Consider the following 16295-nt stretch of genomic DNA (forward strand, 5'->3'; position numbering starts at 1 on the left):
ATGGTAGCTATGCGGCTGTACCTCTGTGAAAAACCTTCCCAGGCCAAAGACATTGCGGCCGTACTCGGCGCCAAGCGTCGCGGCGACGGCTGCTGGTTGGGGACGGACGTCACAGTGACCTGGTGCATCGGCCATTTGCTCGAAACCGCGCCGCCGGACGCCTACGACGCGCGCTACAAACGCTGGGTGCTGGCCGATCTGCCGATCATTCCGGACAAGTGGAAAATGACCGTCAAGCCGCGCACTGCCAGCCAGTACAAAGCGGTAAAGCGCCTGCTCGGCGATGCCAGCGAACTGATCATCGCCACCGATGCCGACCGTGAGGGCGAGATGATCGCCCGGGAACTGGTCGAGCACTGCCGCTATCGCGGGCCGATCCGCCGTTTGTGGCTGTCGGCACTGGACGAGGCGTCGATTCGCAAGGCACTGGGCGCACTGAAGCCCGGAGCAGAAACGTTCAGCCTGTATCACTCGGCGCTGGGCCGTTCGCGGGCGGACTGGTTGATCGGCATGAACATGAGCCGACTGTTCACCTTGCTGGGCCGTCAGTCGGGTTATCAGGGCGTGTTGCCGGTAGGACGAGTACAAACGCCCACCCTGCGACTGGTGGTCGACCGCGACCGCAGCATCGCCGATTTCGTCCCCGTACCGTTCTGGGCAATCGACGTGGATTTGCTGCACAACGGAACGGCGTTTACCGCGCAATGGCGCGCGCCGTCGGACGTTTGTGATGATCAGGATCGCTGCCTGAATCAGGCGTTGGCGCAACAGGCAGCGGCGGCGATCAGCAGTGCTGACAGCGCACGGGTGATCAAGCTGAAGACCGAGCGCATGCGCGAAGTGGCGCCGCTGCCCTTCGATCTTGGCACCTTGCAGGAAGTCTGCTCGAAAAAGCTTGGCCTTGGCGCGCAGGAAACCCTCGACATCGCCCAGGCCCTTTACGAAACCTACAAAGTCATCACCTATCCGCGCAGTGATTGCGGCTTTCTGCCCTTGAGCCAACACAGTGAGGCGCCATCGATCCTCACAGCGTTGCGCCAGGCCGATCCGAGCCTTGAAGCCTTGCAGGGTTATCTCGAACCGCAACGGCGCTCGCGGGCGTGGAATGACGCCAAGGTCAGCGCTCACCACGGCATCATTCCCACCATCGCCGCGAAGAATCTTGAACGTCTGACCGGCAAACATCGCGCGGTGTACACGCTGATTCGCGCGCGCTACCTGGCGCAGTTCCTGCCCAACCACGAATACGATCGCACCCAGGCCGATTTCGATTGCAACGGGCAGGCCCTGCGCGCGGTGGGCAAGCAGATCATCGAAGCGGGCTGGAAGCGCGCATTGCCCGAAGCACTGGCACCGGCCAGGGGCCGCGAAGCACCAGCACCGCAAACCTTGCCGACCCTCAGCCAAGGCGTCGAATGCGCTGTGGCGAAAGTGAATCTCAAGGATCTGTGGACGCAGCCACCAAAACCCTACACCGAAGGCGATCTGATCAAGGCGATGAAGAACGTCGCCAAACTGGTCGAGGATCCGCTGCTCAAACAGAAACTCAAGGACACCACCGGCATCGGCACCGAAGCCACCCGCGCGTCGATCATTCAGGGTTTGCTTGATCGCGGTTATCTGGTCAAGAACGGCAAGGCACTGGCGGCGACACCTGCCGCGTTCAGCCTGATCGACGCAGTGCCTCGCGCGATCGCCGACCCTGGCACCACGGCGATCTGGGAACAGGCCCTGGACATGGTGCAGAGCGGCGAGATGAGTCTGGAAGAATTCGTTACCAAACAGGCCGCGTGGATGAGCAAGCAGGTCACCCGCTGCTCCGCCCTCAGCCTGACCATCAGCGGCCCGCCGCCTGCGGGCAAAGCTGCAGCGCCGTGGAAGAAAAAGCGTATGTCGACGCCCAGCAAAACCGCCGGTACGCGCAAACGCACGGCGCGTCCGACGACTCGCTGAATCCCTCGCGGTTCCCTTCTCGACGTTGTCGAAACGGATCTTTTCTCATTCCAAAACAGCTTTGTCCGACAATATGTAGTGCTTGAAAATAATCACTACAAAACCGTTGACGGCATCGTTTTGCTTTTGCATGATGAAGACGTTCCCCGATCGGGAACACTGGTAACACGCTTGAGCAAACTCGTCTGACCGCCGAGTTGTTTTTTCCGGATACACGCTGCCCACAAGGCAGATTGAAGAAGCTGACCTGGCCTGAACGTCCAGTACAAGGACGAGAAGCGCTGGCGAAAATTCTCAAGACGCTTGTGGCCGACACTGGATTGTCGTCAAGGAGCCTCCCGGTTTTCGCTGCTTCTCCTCGTTGTGACGCTATTGCGTAGCAGTTATTCAACACGACTACATGCAACAGATGCACGACCCCGTACTTCACACGGGCGAACGCTGACGTCCTGGTTTCGGTGCCAGGGATCAACTAACCGATGGGCTACCTGTATTAGCGAATCAACTTTGAAAGATCACCAGACTGGTCAAGGGGCATAACAATGAATCTGAACAATCAACCCACCATCGAAGAACTGGCGCGTATGTTCGCGGCGCAGAAAGACAGCCACGACAGCCATATTCTCTGGATCAGCAAGTCGGGGCAGGTACACATTGACTGCCTGTCGCCCCACGCTGGCGAAGAAGAATTCGACCGCAATCACCAGAACCTGCTGGCCCGCCTGAAGATGTACCGCCGCGGCCACGGTTATGTCGGCAAGAAGGCTGCGGCCGACAAGGACTTCATCGGCAGTGTGCTGCAGACGCTGAAACAGGCGTGGGATTCGATGCAGAATCAGAATGAAGTTCGGGTGATTGATCGGTTGTATTGAATAACACTTCAGTCAAAAAGGGCCTGCTTTGATAAGAAACAGGCCCTTTTTACATCCAGAACTCACACTGCAACTTTGTGGGAGCGAGCCTGCTCGCGAATGCAGTCTTCAGGCGCAAACATCAGTGTCTGACACACCACATTCGCGAGCAGGCTCGCTCTCACAGGTCTTGTTCATGTCATATGCGTTTCCAGGACAAGATCAACAAACGCCAACGCCGCCGCGCTGTGATAATTATTCCTGCGCCGCAACAACGCCGCTCCCCGCTGCGGCGCCTCCCCTTCGACCCGCAAGCGGCGCAACGCGCGGTCTTCGCTGGCAATCGCCTCGGGCAGCATGGTCGCCAGCGGCGCATGCCGCACCACTTCCAGCAGCGTACTCACCGAATTCACCTCGATGCGCACCTGCGGCGTAATCCCCTGCTCACGGAAATACTCATCCACCAATAACCGCGTAATGAAACCCGGCGCCAGCAACGCGAAATCCAGTGAAGCCAATTCCGTCGGCGTCAACACCGAAGGGCTGTCATAGAGCGGGTGCCCAGGCCCGACCATGATCCCCAGCGTCTCGGTAAACGCCGGTATGCATTCGATATCGGCATTGCGTACCGGCGTAAACGCGATCGCGACGTCCAGCGAGTCATCCGCGAGCCCGGCCTCGATGTCGTCCATCGACAATTCGAAGATTTCCAGATGAATCCCGGGAAACCGTGCCCCGTAGTCGCGCACCAACGGCCCGACCAGATACGCCATGAACGTCGGCGTCATCGCCAGGCGCAGGGTGCCGCGCGACAAATCCTTCACATCGTGCAAGGCGCGCTGTCCGGCCTCCAGCTCCACCAGTACGCGCCGTGCGCATTCAATGTAAGCCGCGCCTGCATCCGTCGGCTTCACCGTGCGTGAGGTGCGATCGAACAGGCTGACGCCGAGGGTTTCTTCCAGCTGCCGGATCTGCTGCGACAACGTCGGCTGCGATACATGCAGCGCTTCGGCGGCGCGGGTGAAGCCGCCGTGATCGGCAACGGCGAGCAGATAACGCAAATGTCGCAAAAGCATGAGTACACCATCTATAGGCAGGGCTTATGCGCAGCATTGTATATCGGTCTTGGACGCTATGAATCGACCGGCGCAACATTGCTTCCACACACAGCAAGCCAACCCCTGAAAGGAGTGACACCATGCAACAGTCCCACGCCTACAACGACAACAGCCTGGCCCTGACTACCCGCGTTCTCGACGCCAAGGCGAAAAAAGATCTGTCGTGGCAGGATCTCGCTGACGGCACCGGCCTCAGCCTGGCTTATGTCACCGCCGCCCTGCTCGGCCAGCATCCGTTGCCGGAAAACGCTGCTCAAGTGGTCGGCGACAAGCTTGACCTCAGCGCAGATGACGTCGCCGCACTGCAGATCATTCCTTTGCGTGGCAGCCTCAGCGGCGTGCCGACCGATCCGACCATCTACCGCTTTTATGAAATGATCCAGATCTACGGCACCACGCTGAAAGCGCTGGTTCATGAACAGTTCGGTGACGGCATCATCAGTGCGATCAACTTCAAACTGGACATCAAAAAAGTCGAAGACCCGGAAGGCGGCTCCCGCGCCGTTGTGACCCTCGACGGCAAGTTCCTGCCGCTGCGTCCGTTCTGATACCCCCGGCCCGCACCCTGCGTGCGGGCCATCTCATTTCTGCCACGAGGACATGCCATGAAAGCCCTGATCGACGGCTTCCTGAAATTCCAGAACGAAGCCTTCCCGCAACGCAGCGAACTGTTCAAACATCTGGCCACGACTCAGCAACCCGGCACGCTGTTCATCACCTGTTCCGACAGCCGTGTGGTGCCTGAGCTGCTGACCCAGCAAGAGCCCGGCGAACTGTTCGTGATCCGTAACGCCGGCAATATCGTGCCCTCCTACAGCCCGCATCCGGGCGGGGTGTCGGCGACGGTGGAATATGCGGTGGCAGTGCTGGGGGTGACCGATATCGTGATTTGCGGCCACTCCGATTGTGGTGCGATGACCGCAATTGCCCAGTGCAAATGCATGGATCACCTGCCCGCTGTCAATGGCTGGCTGCAGCATGCCGAATCGGCGAAGGTAGTGAACGAAGCGCGCGTGCATGGCAGCGACGCGGCGAAATTGAGCTCGATGGTGCGCGAGAACGTGATTGCGCAACTGGCGAATATCCAGACCCACCCGAGTGTGCGCGTGGCCCAGGAGCAAGGCCGGTTGAATCTGCATGGCTGGGTTTACGACATCGAGACCGGTTCGATCGACGCGCTCTCTTCCGATCGTCGCACCTTTGTGCCGCTGGCCGAGCGGCCTGAGACTTGCGCGATCAGCGCGCAAGCCAGCCACGCTGCCTGACTCCCCACCGTGATCGTTCCCACGCTCTGCGTGGGAATGCCTCTAGGGACGCTCTGCGTCCAGTGACGCGGAGCGTCACGGGCTGCATTCCCACGCGGAGCGTGGGAACGATCAACAACGGGTTTCAAGTCAGCGTTTTACCGTGAGATCAACCTGAGTCATCCGGCTGCGCACGGTGAACACGCCGTCACCGGAAAGAATCGCACTGCGCGCAAACAGGCGCCCGCTCTCCCAATTCGAAAGGCCCAGCTCCGGCTTGTTCAACGCGTACTGGCCATCGACCCAACGGGTGATGCCGTTGCCTACAAACGGCGCATTCACCGCGTTGTAGAAGCGTTCCTGAACCGCCGCCGCCTCGCTGATCAACGACACGGTGAATTGCGGGCTGTAACGGTTGAACAGCGCAATCGCCTGATCCAGATCGTCGACAATCATCAGGCTGACTTCCGGGGTTTCTTCCCATTCCCACTCGCGGCCCAGGTCCGACTCGGGCAAGGATTCGGCCAGCGCTTCGGTCCGGTAACCCTCGGCGCGATAAACCTCGACTGTTGCGTTCTGCCATTCGCTTGGCAGGCAACTTTCACTGCCCGCGACGATGTGCAATTTGCAGCCTTGGCCGCGCGCAGTACCGGCGTCTTTCAAAGCTTCGAGGAACAGCGGCACCAGCTCATCGGCGCGTTCGCGCTGAATCAGGCAGACGTTCATGGTATTGCAGACCTTGCGGTCCAGCGAGTTGCGCACCACCGCCGCGAAGCGTGTGGCGTCGGCGTCACGGTCGGCGATCAGCCACGCGCCGCCGGTGCCGTGCAGGCTGACGGCAGTGCCGGCCTGCTGGGCGATGCTGCCCAACTGACTGACCGCACGGCCCGAGCCGCGCGCCACCGCCAGCGACAGACGCCGATCGGCAAACATCGCCCAACCGGCGGCGTGATTGACACTTTCGACCAACGACACCGCCCCCACCGGCAAACCGGCTTCGGCCAGCGCCGGGTTCAAGGCGTGAGTGACGATAGCTTGCGCAGTGCCCAACGCATCGCTGCCGATGCGCAGCACAGCCGTATTGCCGGTGCGCAACACGCCGGCGGCGTCGGCAAATACGTTGGGACGGCCTTCGAAGACAAACGCGACGATGCCCAGCGGCGAGACGACTTGCTCAACCTTCCAGCCGTCGTGCTCGACACTGCTGATCACTTTGCCACGCGTGGGCGGCGCATCACGCCAGGCGCGCAGCCCGGCGATCATGTCGCGGCGCATGCGTTCATCGGCGAGCAAGCGTGTGGTCGAGCGACCGCGCGCCTTGGCCCGCTCGATGTCGGCGCGGTTGGCGGCTTCGATCTGCGTCCAGCACTGAGGATTTTCCAGGCGCTGGGCAAACAGCTCGAAGAATTGGCTGATGGCTTCATCGGACACCGCCGACAACGCGGTGAATGCCGCAGCCGCACGCTCGATTGCCACCGAGGCGGCCCGCTGATCGGCCACGGGGATCAGCAACAACTCGCCACTGACCTGCTCGACCAGCAGATGGTCACCGGGCTGAAACCGCGCGGCCAGTTCGGGGCTGACCACGGTGACACGGTTACCAGCGAAAGGGATCGGCGTGCCAGCGACTAGACGTTCGAGCGCAAGAGACATGAAGCGGATTCACCATGCAGAGGGCGGCCGGAAAATGTAGCGGATTACTGGCTGAAATACACCTCCTCAAACACTAAAGAAACCTGTGGGAGCTGGCTTGCCAGCGATAGCGGTGGTTCAGGCAAATTTATAGTGGCTGACAGGGCCTCATCGCTGGCAAGCCAGCTCCCACAGGGTCATGTGGTGTTCAGGTGGGTCAGAACACCGACCAGCCAATCCGCGAGCTCAGCAATTCCAGCGCTGCCATCCCCGCCAGCGAGTTGCCGGCGGCGTTCAACTCCGGCGACCACACGCACACGCTGAACTGTCCCGGCACTACCGCAACGATGCCGCCGCCGACCCCGCTCTTGCCTGGCAAGCCGACGCGATAGGCGAAATTGCCCGCCTCGTCGTACAAACCGCTGGTGGCCATGATCGAATTGACCTGCTGGGTCTGGCGGCGCGTCAGGATCTGCTCGCCGCTGTGCTTGCAGAACCCGTCATTGGCCAGAAAGCAGAACGCCCGGGCCAGATCGATGCAATTCATCCGCAGTGCGCAGTGGCTGAAATAGCTGCGCAACACCGCCTCGACATCGTTGTGAAAGTTGCCGAACGACTGCATCAGATAGGCCATCGCCGCATTGCGCGCGCGGTGCTGGTATTCGGAGTCGGCGACCTTGCCGTCGATCATGATTTGCGGGTTGCCGGACAGACGCCGGACGAAGTCGCGCATCGACAGTGTCGGCGCGGCGAAGCGCGACTGGTTGATGTCGCAGATCACCAGCGCACCGGCATTGATGAACGGATTGCGCGGGCGGCCGCGCTCGAATTCCAGTTGCACCAGCGAGTTGAACGGCTGGCCGGACGGCTCGTGGCCAAGCCGCTCCCAGATCGCTTCGCCGGAATGATCGATGGCCTGCACCAGGCTGAATACCTTGGAAATACTCTGCACCGAGAACGGCGTTTCAGCGTCGCCGGCGCAATACATTTCGCCGTCGTTACTGTACACGGCGATGCCCAACTGGTTGGCCGGTACCGTGCCGAGGGCGGGAATATAGTCAGCAACTTTGCCCTGCCCGATCAGGGGCCGGACGGCGTCAAGGATCTCGTTCAACAGCGCTTGCATGCCGGGTTCCGAAAGTCTCGCCCCATGGGATCGCGGGGACACTGGGGCTAGACGCTGCGCCCGCCGGTCGCATCACACCGGCAAGCATCCAGCAGAATGTTCTAGGCTGAAGCGGACCATTCAGACACAGGAGAGCACCATGCACCTCGAAGGCTCCTGCCATTGCGGCGAAGTCACGTTCAGCCTCGACAGCGCCCATCCTTATCCCTATCAACGCTGCTACTGCTCAATCTGCCGCAAGACCCAGGGCGGCGGCGGTTATGCGATCAACCTTGGCGGCGACGCGACCACTCTCAAGGTTCGCGGACGCAAAAACATCAGCATCTATCACGCGAAGATGAAAGCTGACGGCGATAAGCGCGCCCATCGCAGCAGCGCCGAGCGTCACTTCTGCTCGCTGTGCGGCAGCGGCCTGTGGCTGTTCAGCCCGGAGTGGCCGGAGCTGATTCATCCATTCGCCTCGGCGATCGACACGCCACTTCCGGTGCCGCCGGAACACACGCACCTGATGCTTGGCTCGAAAGCGCCGTGGGTTGAGGTGGAGGCCAAGCCGAAGGATCAGCAGTTTGATGAATATCCTGAAGAGTCTATTGCTCAGTGGCATGAGCGACTGGGTGTGACCCGCTGAACACCGCGCCCTTCGCGAGCAGGCTCGCTCCCACATTTGGATTGCGATCACCTGTGGGAGCGAGCCTGCTCGCGAAGGGGCCGGGTCAGGCAATATCAATCAGTCCAGATGCGCCCAGGTCATCCTGAACAACGCCCCGCCCCACACCGATTCGCCAACCTCAACCTGCCCGCCATGGGACTGCGACACCCGCCGCACCAGCGCCAGGCCCAGTCCGAAACCACCGGTGCGCCGATCACGGCTGGCATCCAGTCGGGAAAACGGTTCGAAGATTTTTTCCCGTCCCTCCAGCGGCACACCCGGCCCGTCATCGCTGACCCGCACTTCATAGTCATCGCCATTGCGCAGCAGCGACACCTCGACGCGCTGCTCGGCGTAGCGAATGGCATTGCGTAAAAGGTTGATCACCGCCCGCGCCATGAAGCGCGGTTCGATGCTTACAGTGTCGACCTGGCAATCGGTGATCGACAGCTGCACGCCCACTGCTTCGGCCTCAAGCGCCACACTGCCGACGACGCTGTCGAGCCAATCGGCTGCGTGAATATTCTCCCGTTTGATCACTGTCGCGCCGTGCTCGAGGCTGGCGTAGGTCAGCAATTCCGAGACCATCTCCTCCAGCTCACCAAGGTCGGCATACATGTCGGCGATCAGCTCGCGATTCTGGCTCGCGTCCGGTTGCTGTTTGAGCTGATCGAGCTCAAAAGAAAGCCGCGCAATCGGTGTGCGCAATTCGTGGGACACCGCATTGGTCAGCTCGCGCTGATTGGCGATCAAGCCCTCGATGCGCGCCGCCATCAGATTGAAGTGCTCGGCCAGATCGCGGATGTTTGAGCGCCGCGACAACTGGATGCGCACCGACAGATCGTTGTCGCCGAAACGCTCGGCCGCCAGCCGCAGCTTTTCCAGATCGCGCCAGTGTGGACGCACCCAGAAAAACAGGACGATGCCGATCAGCACTGCGAGCATCATGTACGCCGCAGTGATGTAGAACGGCATCAGGCTCGGCTCCGGCGGCAGCTTGATGCTGAGCAATTGCGAGCCGCCATCGATGTTGCTGATGAACTGCGTGTAATCGTCGCGGATCACCAACAGGTTCCGCGCGAGCTCGGCTTTTTCCTGCGGTGTGAGCGCCAGTTGATCGGCCTCGACCAGACTCAGCGACAAACCGTAGTGCGCACGCAATGAATCGAGTTTCTGTTCACGCTCGGCCCCTTGGCGGCCTTGCAGATGATCGACCAGCGACCACGCCTGACCGCGCACGGCTTCACGGTTGTAATCCTGCGTCTGGCTGTCGAGCAAGGCGTTGAAGGTATGCTCGACCGTCTGCAACGCCAGCACCAGCCCTACCGTCATCACCAGAAACAGCCCGAGGAACAAACGCAGCATCTACAGCTCCCACGCGAACGGATTGAACAGATAGCCCTTGCCCCACACGGTCTTGATGCACACCGGCTCGCGGGGATTGTCCTTGAGTTTGTTGCGCAATTTGCTGATGTAGACGTCGACGCTGCGGTTGAGGCCGTCGAAAGCGATGCCGCGCATGCGATTGAGAATGTCATCGCGGGAAAGAATCTTGCCTGCCGCGCTGGCGAGCAACCAGAGCAATTCGAACTCCATGGTGGTCAGCTCGATCAGCTCACCGGCCAAGCGCACTTCCCGGCAACTGCGGTCGATGCTCAATTGCCCGAACTCAAGAAAACTCACCACGCTGGTGTCCGGCGTCTGCCGCCGTTGCAGCGCCCGTAGCCGCGCAAGCAATACCGGCGGTTTGATCGGTTTGATCACGTAATCGTCAGCGCCGGACTCCAGACCGAGGATGTGATCGAGATCGTCTTCCTTGGCGGTGAGGATCACGATCGGCGTGTCCGAGACACTGCGAATTTCCCGACAGACCTGCAAACCGCTCTGCCCCGGCAACATCAGGTCGAGCACCAGCACTTTCGGCTTGAATTCCAGGAATGCAGCCATGGCGAGATCGCCGCGATGCACCGTGCGCACCTCGTAGCCGTGTTGCTCAAGAAAGTGTGCGATCAGTGCGGCGAGACGCTCATCGTCTTCGACCAGCAGGACTTTGCCAAAACCCAGGTTATCCATAACAACCGTTGCCAAGCCAAACGTGGAAGGGCCGATATTATGCTGGCATTCATCGCACAGGCGATCACGGCAGACAGCAAAAACCGGCCACTTGGGCCGGTTTTCGGTGATGTTTCATACTTTTAAGATTTTTTTACAATCCGACAATGATGTCCGATTGAATTGCGGACCTCTGTAGGAGCTGCCGAAGGCTGCGATATTTTGATTTTCGATTTGTAAAAACAAGATCAAAAGATCGTAGCCTGCGGCAGCTCCTACCCGATCATGCAGCGACTGGCACACCGCTGTGGAAGCGGAATTCTTCGTCCGGCGACTCGATCAGTTCCTGCTCGGCCGCACGGACGCGCTCGATCACCTGCGCGACATCCTTGGCATCACCATACTGATAGGCCAGTTTCAGATAACCCTGAAAATGCCGCGCCTCGCTTTTCAGCAAACCGAAATAAAACTTGCCCAGCTCTTCGTCCAGATGCGGCACCAGTGCTTCGAAACGTTCACAGCTGCGCGCTTCGATGAAGGCACCAACCACCAGCGTATCCACCAGTTTCACCGGTTCGTGGCTGCGCACCACTTTGCGCAGGCCGGAGGCGTAGCGGCCGGCGTGCAGCTGACGCAACTCGATCTTGCGCCGTTTCATGATGCGCATGACTTGCTCGTGGTGCACCAGTTCTTCCCGGGCCAGGCGCGACATCATGTTGATCAGGTCGACGTGGGCGTGGTACTTGGCAATCAGGCTCAGCGCCGTGCTGGCGGCTTTGAACTCGCAGTTCTTGTGGTCGATCAGCAGGGTTTCCTGGTCGGCCAATGCCGCCTGGACCCAGGCGTCGGGGGTGCGGCAGCCAAGGAATTCGTGGATTTCGGGAAGGATCATGGGGCTCACGGTAAAAGGTGTTCGAGCGAAGGGCGCCGATTATACCGGCCTGCCCGCAGACCACCAGCGGCGGCTGTTGATATGCATCAAGTCGCAGACGTTCGGGTAGCAACTATAGTTGTGCAACGCCGTGCCTTTTCTTTGCTGGAGACTCCGCTCATGCAAGCCATTCGCAGCATTCTGGTGGTCATCGAACCTGAACATGCAGAAAGCCTGGCGCTCAAACGCGCCAAGCTGATCGCCGGTGTTACCCAGGCCCATCTGCATTTACTGGTGTGCGACAAGAAGCATGACCATGCCGGCCTGCTCAGCGTGCTCAAGGCTGCATTGCTCGCCGAAGGGTACAGCGTGACCACCGAACAGGCGTGGAACGAGAGCCTGCACGAAACCATCATCGATGTGCAGCAGGCCGAGGGTTGCGGCCTGGTGATCAAACAGCACTTCCCCGACAGCTCGCTGAAAAAAGCCCTGCTGACCCCGGCCGACTGGAAGCTGCTGCGCCACTGCCCTACCCCGGTGCTGCTGGTGAAAACCGCCGGTTCGTGGAAGGACAAAGTGATTCTGGCTGCGGTCGATGTCGGCAATGCCGACGGTGAGCACCGGCATTTGCACAGCACCATCATCGATCATGGATACGACATCGCCAGTCTGGCCAAGGCGCATCTGCACGTGATCACCGCGCATCCGTCGCCGATGCTCTCGGCGGCAGACCCGACGTTTCAGCTCAAATCGACCATAGAAGCCAAATACCGCGAGCAGTGCCGGGCGTTTCAGGCGGAGTTCGATGTCGATGACGAGCACCTGCACATAGAGGAAGGCCCGGCGGATGTGCTGATCCCGTTCATGGTGCACAAGCTCCAGGCGGCGGTAACGGTAATTGGCACGGTAGCGCGCAGTGGTTTGTCAGGCGCGTTGATCGGCAATACGGCGGAAGCGGTGCTGGATACCCTGGAAAGCGATGTGCTGGTGCTCAAGCCGCAGGAGGTTGAGGATCATCTGGTGGAACTGACGGCAAAACACTGAGGATTGCCATGTCTGACTGGCGCTTTCGCGAGCAGGCTCGCTCCCACATCTCGAATGCATTTCCCTGTGGGAGCGAGCCTGCTCGCGAAGCTTCTAGGCGCCGAAGGCGTCTTTCAGAAAGCCCGGGGCAATGTAACGCTGATAATGCGCTTCCGACAGCAGGAAGAATTCCCGATCAATGGCATCGCGCAGTTCCGGCAGGTTCCAGTCGCGGAATTCCGGCAGCAACACCATCCCGTACGCCTCGAGATTAATGATCACCCGCGCCCCCCTGGCGATCAGCTGGTAGGCCCAGCAATATTCCGACTGATGCGGTACGAAACGGATCTTGCGCTGTTCGAGCTGCTCGCGCAGGCGCGCCGGATCGAAGATCTCGACTTTGCTCGCCATCACTTGTGACAGCAATTGCTCCAGACGCAGCCACACCGCACGTTTTTCCTCCTCGTTGTATCCGTTCCAATGGATCACTTCGTGATGGAAACGCTTGCAGCCACGGCACACCAGGTCACCGTAAACGGTGGAGCAGAGGCCGACGCAGGGGGTCTTGATGGTCTGATTGGGCATAAATGGGCAGAACACTGAAACGCGGAACAGGCCGGCATGTTAGCCCTTTGTCGGGCATTGATCACCCCTCAAACAACAGGGTCTCGCCAGCGTCGCAGGTTTGCTCCGGCCGCGCTGATTGCCACGAAAGTCCAATAGAGCGCGACTTACCTTTAAATTTTTTTTGCCGTAGAATCAGCCAGCCTTTTAAGGCGCCAATGTCCGTTAGAAGCTGTTTTCAAAGCGTCACGAGCACAGTCGTTCCTTCAGAGCGGTGTTGGCGAAGGGTTTTTCCAGCGGGGAAAAGCCCAACGCCAACCCTCATCAGCTCCCCGTTCTGCAGGCGTAAAACTTTGAAAGCAGCTTCTGTAAGGGATTGCCGGTAATTCTGGCCGAACGACCCACAACGTCGTGAGGCGCATGAGTACGGCAATTTCGGGATGAGCGTCCCGGACACCCATTTGGGACCACTGATGAGGGTAATAACTGTGCTTGAAGCCTACCGCAAACATATCGAAGAGCGTGCAGCCCTGGGTATCGTTCCCCAGCCGCTTAACGCCGAACAAACAGCAGGCCTGATCGAGCTGCTGAAGAACCCTCCGGCTGGCGAAGAAGCTTTCCTCGTTGACCTGATCACCAATCGCGTACCGCCTGGAGTGGACGAAGCCGCTTACGTCAAGGCCGGTTTCCTGTCTGCCCTGGCCAAGGGCGAAGCCACCTCCCCTCTGCTGGACAAGAAACGCGCTGTAGAACTGCTCGGCACCATGCAGGGCGGCTACAACATCGTCACCCTCGTTGAACTGCTGGACGACGCCGAGCTGGCGCCAGTCGCCGCCGAAGAACTCAAGCACACCCTGCTGATGTTCGACGCCTTCCACGACGTCGCCGAAAAAGCCAAGAACGGCAACGTTCACGCCAAGGCCGTGCTGCAATCCTGGGCTGACGGCGAGTGGTTCAAGAAGCGCCCGGTGCTGGCCGACAAGATCAGCCTGCGCGTATTCAAGGTCACCGGCGAAACCAACACCGACGACCTCTCCCCTGCGCCAGACGCCTGGTCGCGTCCTGATATCCCGCTGCACGCCCTGGCCATGCTGAAAATGGCCCGTGACGGCATCGTTCCGGACGAGCAAGGCAAGACCGGCCCGATGAAGCAGATCGAAGAAATGCGCGGCCAGGGCTTCCCGATCGCCTACGTCGGTGACGTGGTCGGTACCGGTTCCTCGCGTAAATCGGCCACCAACTCGGTGCTGTGGTTCTTCGGCGACGACATCCCGTACGTGCCGAACAAGCGCGCTGGCGGTTTCTGCTTCGGCAGCAAGATCGCTCCGATCTTCTACAACACCATGGAAGATGCCGGCGCCCTGCCGATCGAGTTCGACGTGTCGAACATGAACATGGGCGACGTGATCGACCTGTACCCGCACGCTGGCAAAGTCTGCAAGCACGGTACCGACGAAGTCATCACCACTTTCGAAATGAAAACCCCGGTGCTGCTGGACGAAGTCCGTGCCGGCGGTCGTATTCCGCTGATCATCGGCCGTGGCCTGACCGAGAAGGCTCGCGCCGAATTGGGTCTGCCGCCGTTCGACCTGTTCAAGAAGCCGGAAGCTCCGGCTGAAAGCACCAAGGGTTTCACCCTGGCGCAGAAAATGGTCGGCAAGGCTTGCGGTCTGGCAGAAGGCCAGGGCGTGCGTCCTGGCACCTACTGCGAACCGAAGATGACCACCGTGGGTTCTCAGGACACCACCGGTCCAATGACCCGTGACGAACTGAAAGACCTGGCGTGCCTGGGCTTCTCCGCTGATCTGGTGATGCAGTCGTTCTGCCACACCGCGGCTTATCCAAAGCCGATCGACGTGACCACCCACCACACCCTGCCTGACTTCATCATGACCCGCGGCGGCGTTTCCCTGCGTCCGGGCGACGGCATCATCCACTCGTGGCTGAACCGCATGCTGCTGCCGGACACCGTCGGTACCGGTGGTGACTCGCACACCCGTTTCCCGATGGGCATCTCGTTCCCGGCCGGTTCCGGTCTGGTCGCGTTCGCCGCTGCCACTGGCGTCATGCCGCTGGACATGCCGGAATCGATCCTGGTGCGCTTCAAAGGCAAGATGAAACCTGGCATCACCCTGCGTGACCTGGTTCATGCCATTCCGTACTTCGCTATCCAGAACGGTCTGCTGACCGTCGAGAAGAAAGGCAAGAAAAACGCCTTCTCCGGCCGCATCCTGGAAATCGAAGGTCTGGAAGGTCTGACCCTGGAGCAGGCGTTCGAACTGTCCGACGCCTCGGCCGAACGCTCGGCTGCCGGTTGCACCATCAAGCTGTCGAAAGAGTCGATCACCGAGTACCTGCAGTCCAACATCACCCTGCTGCGCTGGATGATCGGCGAAGGCTACGGCGATGCGCGTACCCTGGAACGTCGTGCTCAAGCGATGGAAGCCTGGATCGCCAATCCTGAGCTGATGGAAGCCGATGCCGACGCCGAATATGCCGAAGTCATCGAAATCGATCTGGCCGAGATCAACGAGCCTGTGCTCTGCGCGCCGAACGATCCGGACGACGCCCGTCTGCTGTCCAGCGTTGCTGGCGAGAAGATCGACGAAGTGTTTATCGGTTCGTGCATGACCAACATCGGTCACTTCCGCGCTGCCGGTAAACTGCTGGATCAGGTCAAGGGTCAGCTGCCAACCCGTCTGTGGCTGTCGCCGCCGACCAAGATGGACGCTCACCAACTGACCGAAGAAGGCTACTACGGCATCTACGGCAAGGCTGGCGCACGCATGGAAATGCCAGGCTGCTCGCTGTGCATGGGTAACCAGGCACGCGTTGAGCCGAACAGCACCGTGGTCTCGACGTCGACCCGTAACTTCCCGAACCGTCTGGGCGACGGCGCGAACGTCTACCTGGCCTCGGCCGAGCTGGCGTCCGTTGCTTCGATCCTGGGTCGCCTGCCGACCGTCGAGGAGTACATGGAATACGCTGGCAAGATCGACAGCATGGCGGCCGATGTCTACCGCTACCTGTCCTTCGACCAGATCGCCGAGTTCCGTGAAGCTGCTGCGAACGCCAAGATCCCGGTCGTTCAAGCCTAACGCTGCAAGGCCATAAAAAACGCCGCCCATCGTGAGATGAGCGGCGTTTTTTTATGCCTGCCGGGCAAGCATTCTGATCGTTCCCACGCTCTGCGTTGGAACGCAGCCCCGGAC

General features: G+C 60.2%; 14 protein-coding genes. 7 read left to right on the plus strand and 7 right to left on the minus strand.

What is annotated here, in order from left to right; genetic code table 11:
* The first annotated feature begins 9 nt into the window (after nucleotides 1–9).
* Nucleotides 10–1953: a DNA topoisomerase III gene (locus ACZ9BE_RS13325; protein ID WP_476249542.1), complete on the plus strand. Its 1944-nt coding sequence runs from the start codon at nucleotides 10–12 to the stop codon at nucleotides 1951–1953.
* Nucleotides 1954–2495: 542 nt separating this feature from the next.
* Nucleotides 2496–2825, plus strand: coding sequence for a hypothetical protein (locus ACZ9BE_RS13330; RefSeq protein ID WP_041480831.1), 330 nt, complete (start codon nucleotides 2496–2498; stop codon nucleotides 2823–2825).
* Nucleotides 2826–2998: 173 nt separating this feature from the next.
* Here ACZ9BE_RS13330 and cynR read toward each other — a convergent pair whose 3' ends face one another.
* Entirely contained in the window at nucleotides 2999–3880 is an 882-nt protein-coding gene (cynR, locus tag ACZ9BE_RS13335; RefSeq protein WP_476249543.1) for a transcriptional regulator CynR, read from the minus strand.
* A 122-nt stretch (nucleotides 3881–4002) separates the two neighbouring features.
* On the opposite strand from cynR, the gene cynS reads away from it, so the two are divergent.
* Both cynS and ACZ9BE_RS13345 read left to right on the plus strand, forming a co-directional pair.
* Entirely contained in the window at nucleotides 4003–4470 is a 468-nt protein-coding gene (cynS, locus tag ACZ9BE_RS13340; protein ID WP_041480833.1) for a cyanase, read from the plus strand.
* Between the two features lie 57 nt (nucleotides 4471–4527).
* Nucleotides 4528–5187, plus strand: coding sequence for a carbonic anhydrase (locus ACZ9BE_RS13345; protein WP_476249544.1), 660 nt, complete (start codon nucleotides 4528–4530; stop codon nucleotides 5185–5187).
* A gap of 129 nt (nucleotides 5188–5316) precedes the next feature.
* Here ACZ9BE_RS13345 and ACZ9BE_RS13350 read toward each other — a convergent pair whose 3' ends face one another.
* On the minus strand, nucleotides 5317–6819 hold the full coding sequence (locus tag ACZ9BE_RS13350; RefSeq protein ID WP_476249545.1) for an aldehyde dehydrogenase family protein: 1503 nt from the start codon (nucleotides 6817–6819) through the stop codon (nucleotides 5317–5319).
* Nucleotides 6820–7015: 196 nt separating this feature from the next.
* Nucleotides 7016–7924 (minus strand): glutaminase B, encoded by a 909-nt coding sequence (glsB, locus tag ACZ9BE_RS13355; RefSeq protein ID WP_024013269.1) that lies wholly within the window; start codon nucleotides 7922–7924, stop codon nucleotides 7016–7018.
* Nucleotides 7925–8063: 139 nt separating this feature from the next.
* Between glsB and ACZ9BE_RS13360 the strand changes: the two genes are divergently transcribed.
* Nucleotides 8064–8552: a GFA family protein gene (locus ACZ9BE_RS13360; protein ID WP_137214906.1), complete on the plus strand. Its 489-nt coding sequence runs from the start codon at nucleotides 8064–8066 to the stop codon at nucleotides 8550–8552.
* A gap of 99 nt (nucleotides 8553–8651) precedes the next feature.
* On the opposite strand, the gene ACZ9BE_RS13365 is transcribed toward ACZ9BE_RS13360, so the two are convergent.
* The 3 genes from ACZ9BE_RS13365 to ACZ9BE_RS13375 form a co-directional block, all read right to left on the minus strand.
* Nucleotides 8652–9938 (minus strand): ATP-binding protein, encoded by a 1287-nt coding sequence (locus ACZ9BE_RS13365; protein WP_150741051.1) that lies wholly within the window; start codon nucleotides 9936–9938, stop codon nucleotides 8652–8654.
* Complete coding sequence (locus tag ACZ9BE_RS13370; RefSeq protein ID WP_137214904.1) at nucleotides 9939–10646, minus strand: response regulator; 708 nt, start codon at nucleotides 10644–10646, stop codon at nucleotides 9939–9941.
* Nucleotides 10647–10908: 262 nt separating this feature from the next.
* Nucleotides 10909–11517, minus strand: a complete 609-nt coding sequence (locus tag ACZ9BE_RS13375; RefSeq protein ID WP_041480839.1) for a MiaE family protein — start codon at nucleotides 11515–11517, stop codon at nucleotides 10909–10911.
* A gap of 159 nt (nucleotides 11518–11676) precedes the next feature.
* Here ACZ9BE_RS13375 and ACZ9BE_RS13380 point away from each other — a divergent pair, with 159 nt between their 5' ends.
* Entirely contained in the window at nucleotides 11677–12540 is an 864-nt protein-coding gene (locus ACZ9BE_RS13380) for a universal stress protein (protein ID WP_476249546.1), read from the plus strand.
* A gap of 93 nt (nucleotides 12541–12633) precedes the next feature.
* Here ACZ9BE_RS13380 and ACZ9BE_RS13385 read toward each other — a convergent pair whose 3' ends face one another.
* Nucleotides 12634–13104: a DUF1289 domain-containing protein gene (locus ACZ9BE_RS13385; RefSeq protein ID WP_024013275.1), complete on the minus strand. Its 471-nt coding sequence runs from the start codon at nucleotides 13102–13104 to the stop codon at nucleotides 12634–12636.
* Nucleotides 13105–13571: 467 nt separating this feature from the next.
* Here ACZ9BE_RS13385 and acnB point away from each other — a divergent pair, with 467 nt between their 5' ends.
* Nucleotides 13572–16181 carry a bifunctional aconitate hydratase 2/2-methylisocitrate dehydratase gene (gene acnB / locus ACZ9BE_RS13390; protein WP_039763151.1) on the plus strand — a complete coding sequence of 870 codons (2610 nt, stop codon included), beginning with the start codon at nucleotides 13572–13574 and terminating at the stop codon, nucleotides 16179–16181.
* The last annotated feature ends 114 nt before the right edge of the window (nucleotides 16182–16295 follow it).

The sequence above is a fragment of the Pseudomonas sp. TE9122 genome, from assembly GCF_056278925.1.

Coding starts and splice junctions, on each gene's coding strand:
- ACZ9BE_RS13385 (WP_024013275.1), bottom strand. CDS start 13,104: ATGCCCAATCAGACCATCAAGACCCCCTGCGTCGGCCTCTGCTCCACC.
- cynS (WP_041480833.1), top strand. CDS start 4,003: ATGCAACAGTCCCACGCCTACAACGACAACAGCCTGGCCCTGACTACC.
- cynR (WP_476249543.1), bottom strand. CDS start 3,880: ATGCTTTTGCGACATTTGCGTTATCTGCTCGCCGTTGCCGATCACGGC.
- ACZ9BE_RS13360 (WP_137214906.1), top strand. CDS start 8,064: ATGCACCTCGAAGGCTCCTGCCATTGCGGCGAAGTCACGTTCAGCCTC.
- ACZ9BE_RS13365 (WP_150741051.1), bottom strand. CDS start 9,938: ATGCTGCGTTTGTTCCTCGGGCTGTTTCTGGTGATGACGGTAGGGCTG.
- ACZ9BE_RS13325 (WP_476249542.1), top strand. CDS start 10: ATGCGGCTGTACCTCTGTGAAAAACCTTCCCAGGCCAAAGACATTGCG.
- ACZ9BE_RS13345 (WP_476249544.1), top strand. CDS start 4,528: ATGAAAGCCCTGATCGACGGCTTCCTGAAATTCCAGAACGAAGCCTTC.
- ACZ9BE_RS13370 (WP_137214904.1), bottom strand. CDS start 10,646: ATGGATAACCTGGGTTTTGGCAAAGTCCTGCTGGTCGAAGACGATGAG.
- glsB (WP_024013269.1), bottom strand. CDS start 7,924: ATGCAAGCGCTGTTGAACGAGATCCTTGACGCCGTCCGGCCCCTGATC.
- ACZ9BE_RS13330 (WP_041480831.1), top strand. CDS start 2,496: ATGAATCTGAACAATCAACCCACCATCGAAGAACTGGCGCGTATGTTC.
- ACZ9BE_RS13350 (WP_476249545.1), bottom strand. CDS start 6,819: ATGTCTCTTGCGCTCGAACGTCTAGTCGCTGGCACGCCGATCCCTTTC.
- ACZ9BE_RS13375 (WP_041480839.1), bottom strand. CDS start 11,517: ATGATCCTTCCCGAAATCCACGAATTCCTTGGCTGCCGCACCCCCGAC.
- ACZ9BE_RS13380 (WP_476249546.1), top strand. CDS start 11,677: ATGCAAGCCATTCGCAGCATTCTGGTGGTCATCGAACCTGAACATGCA.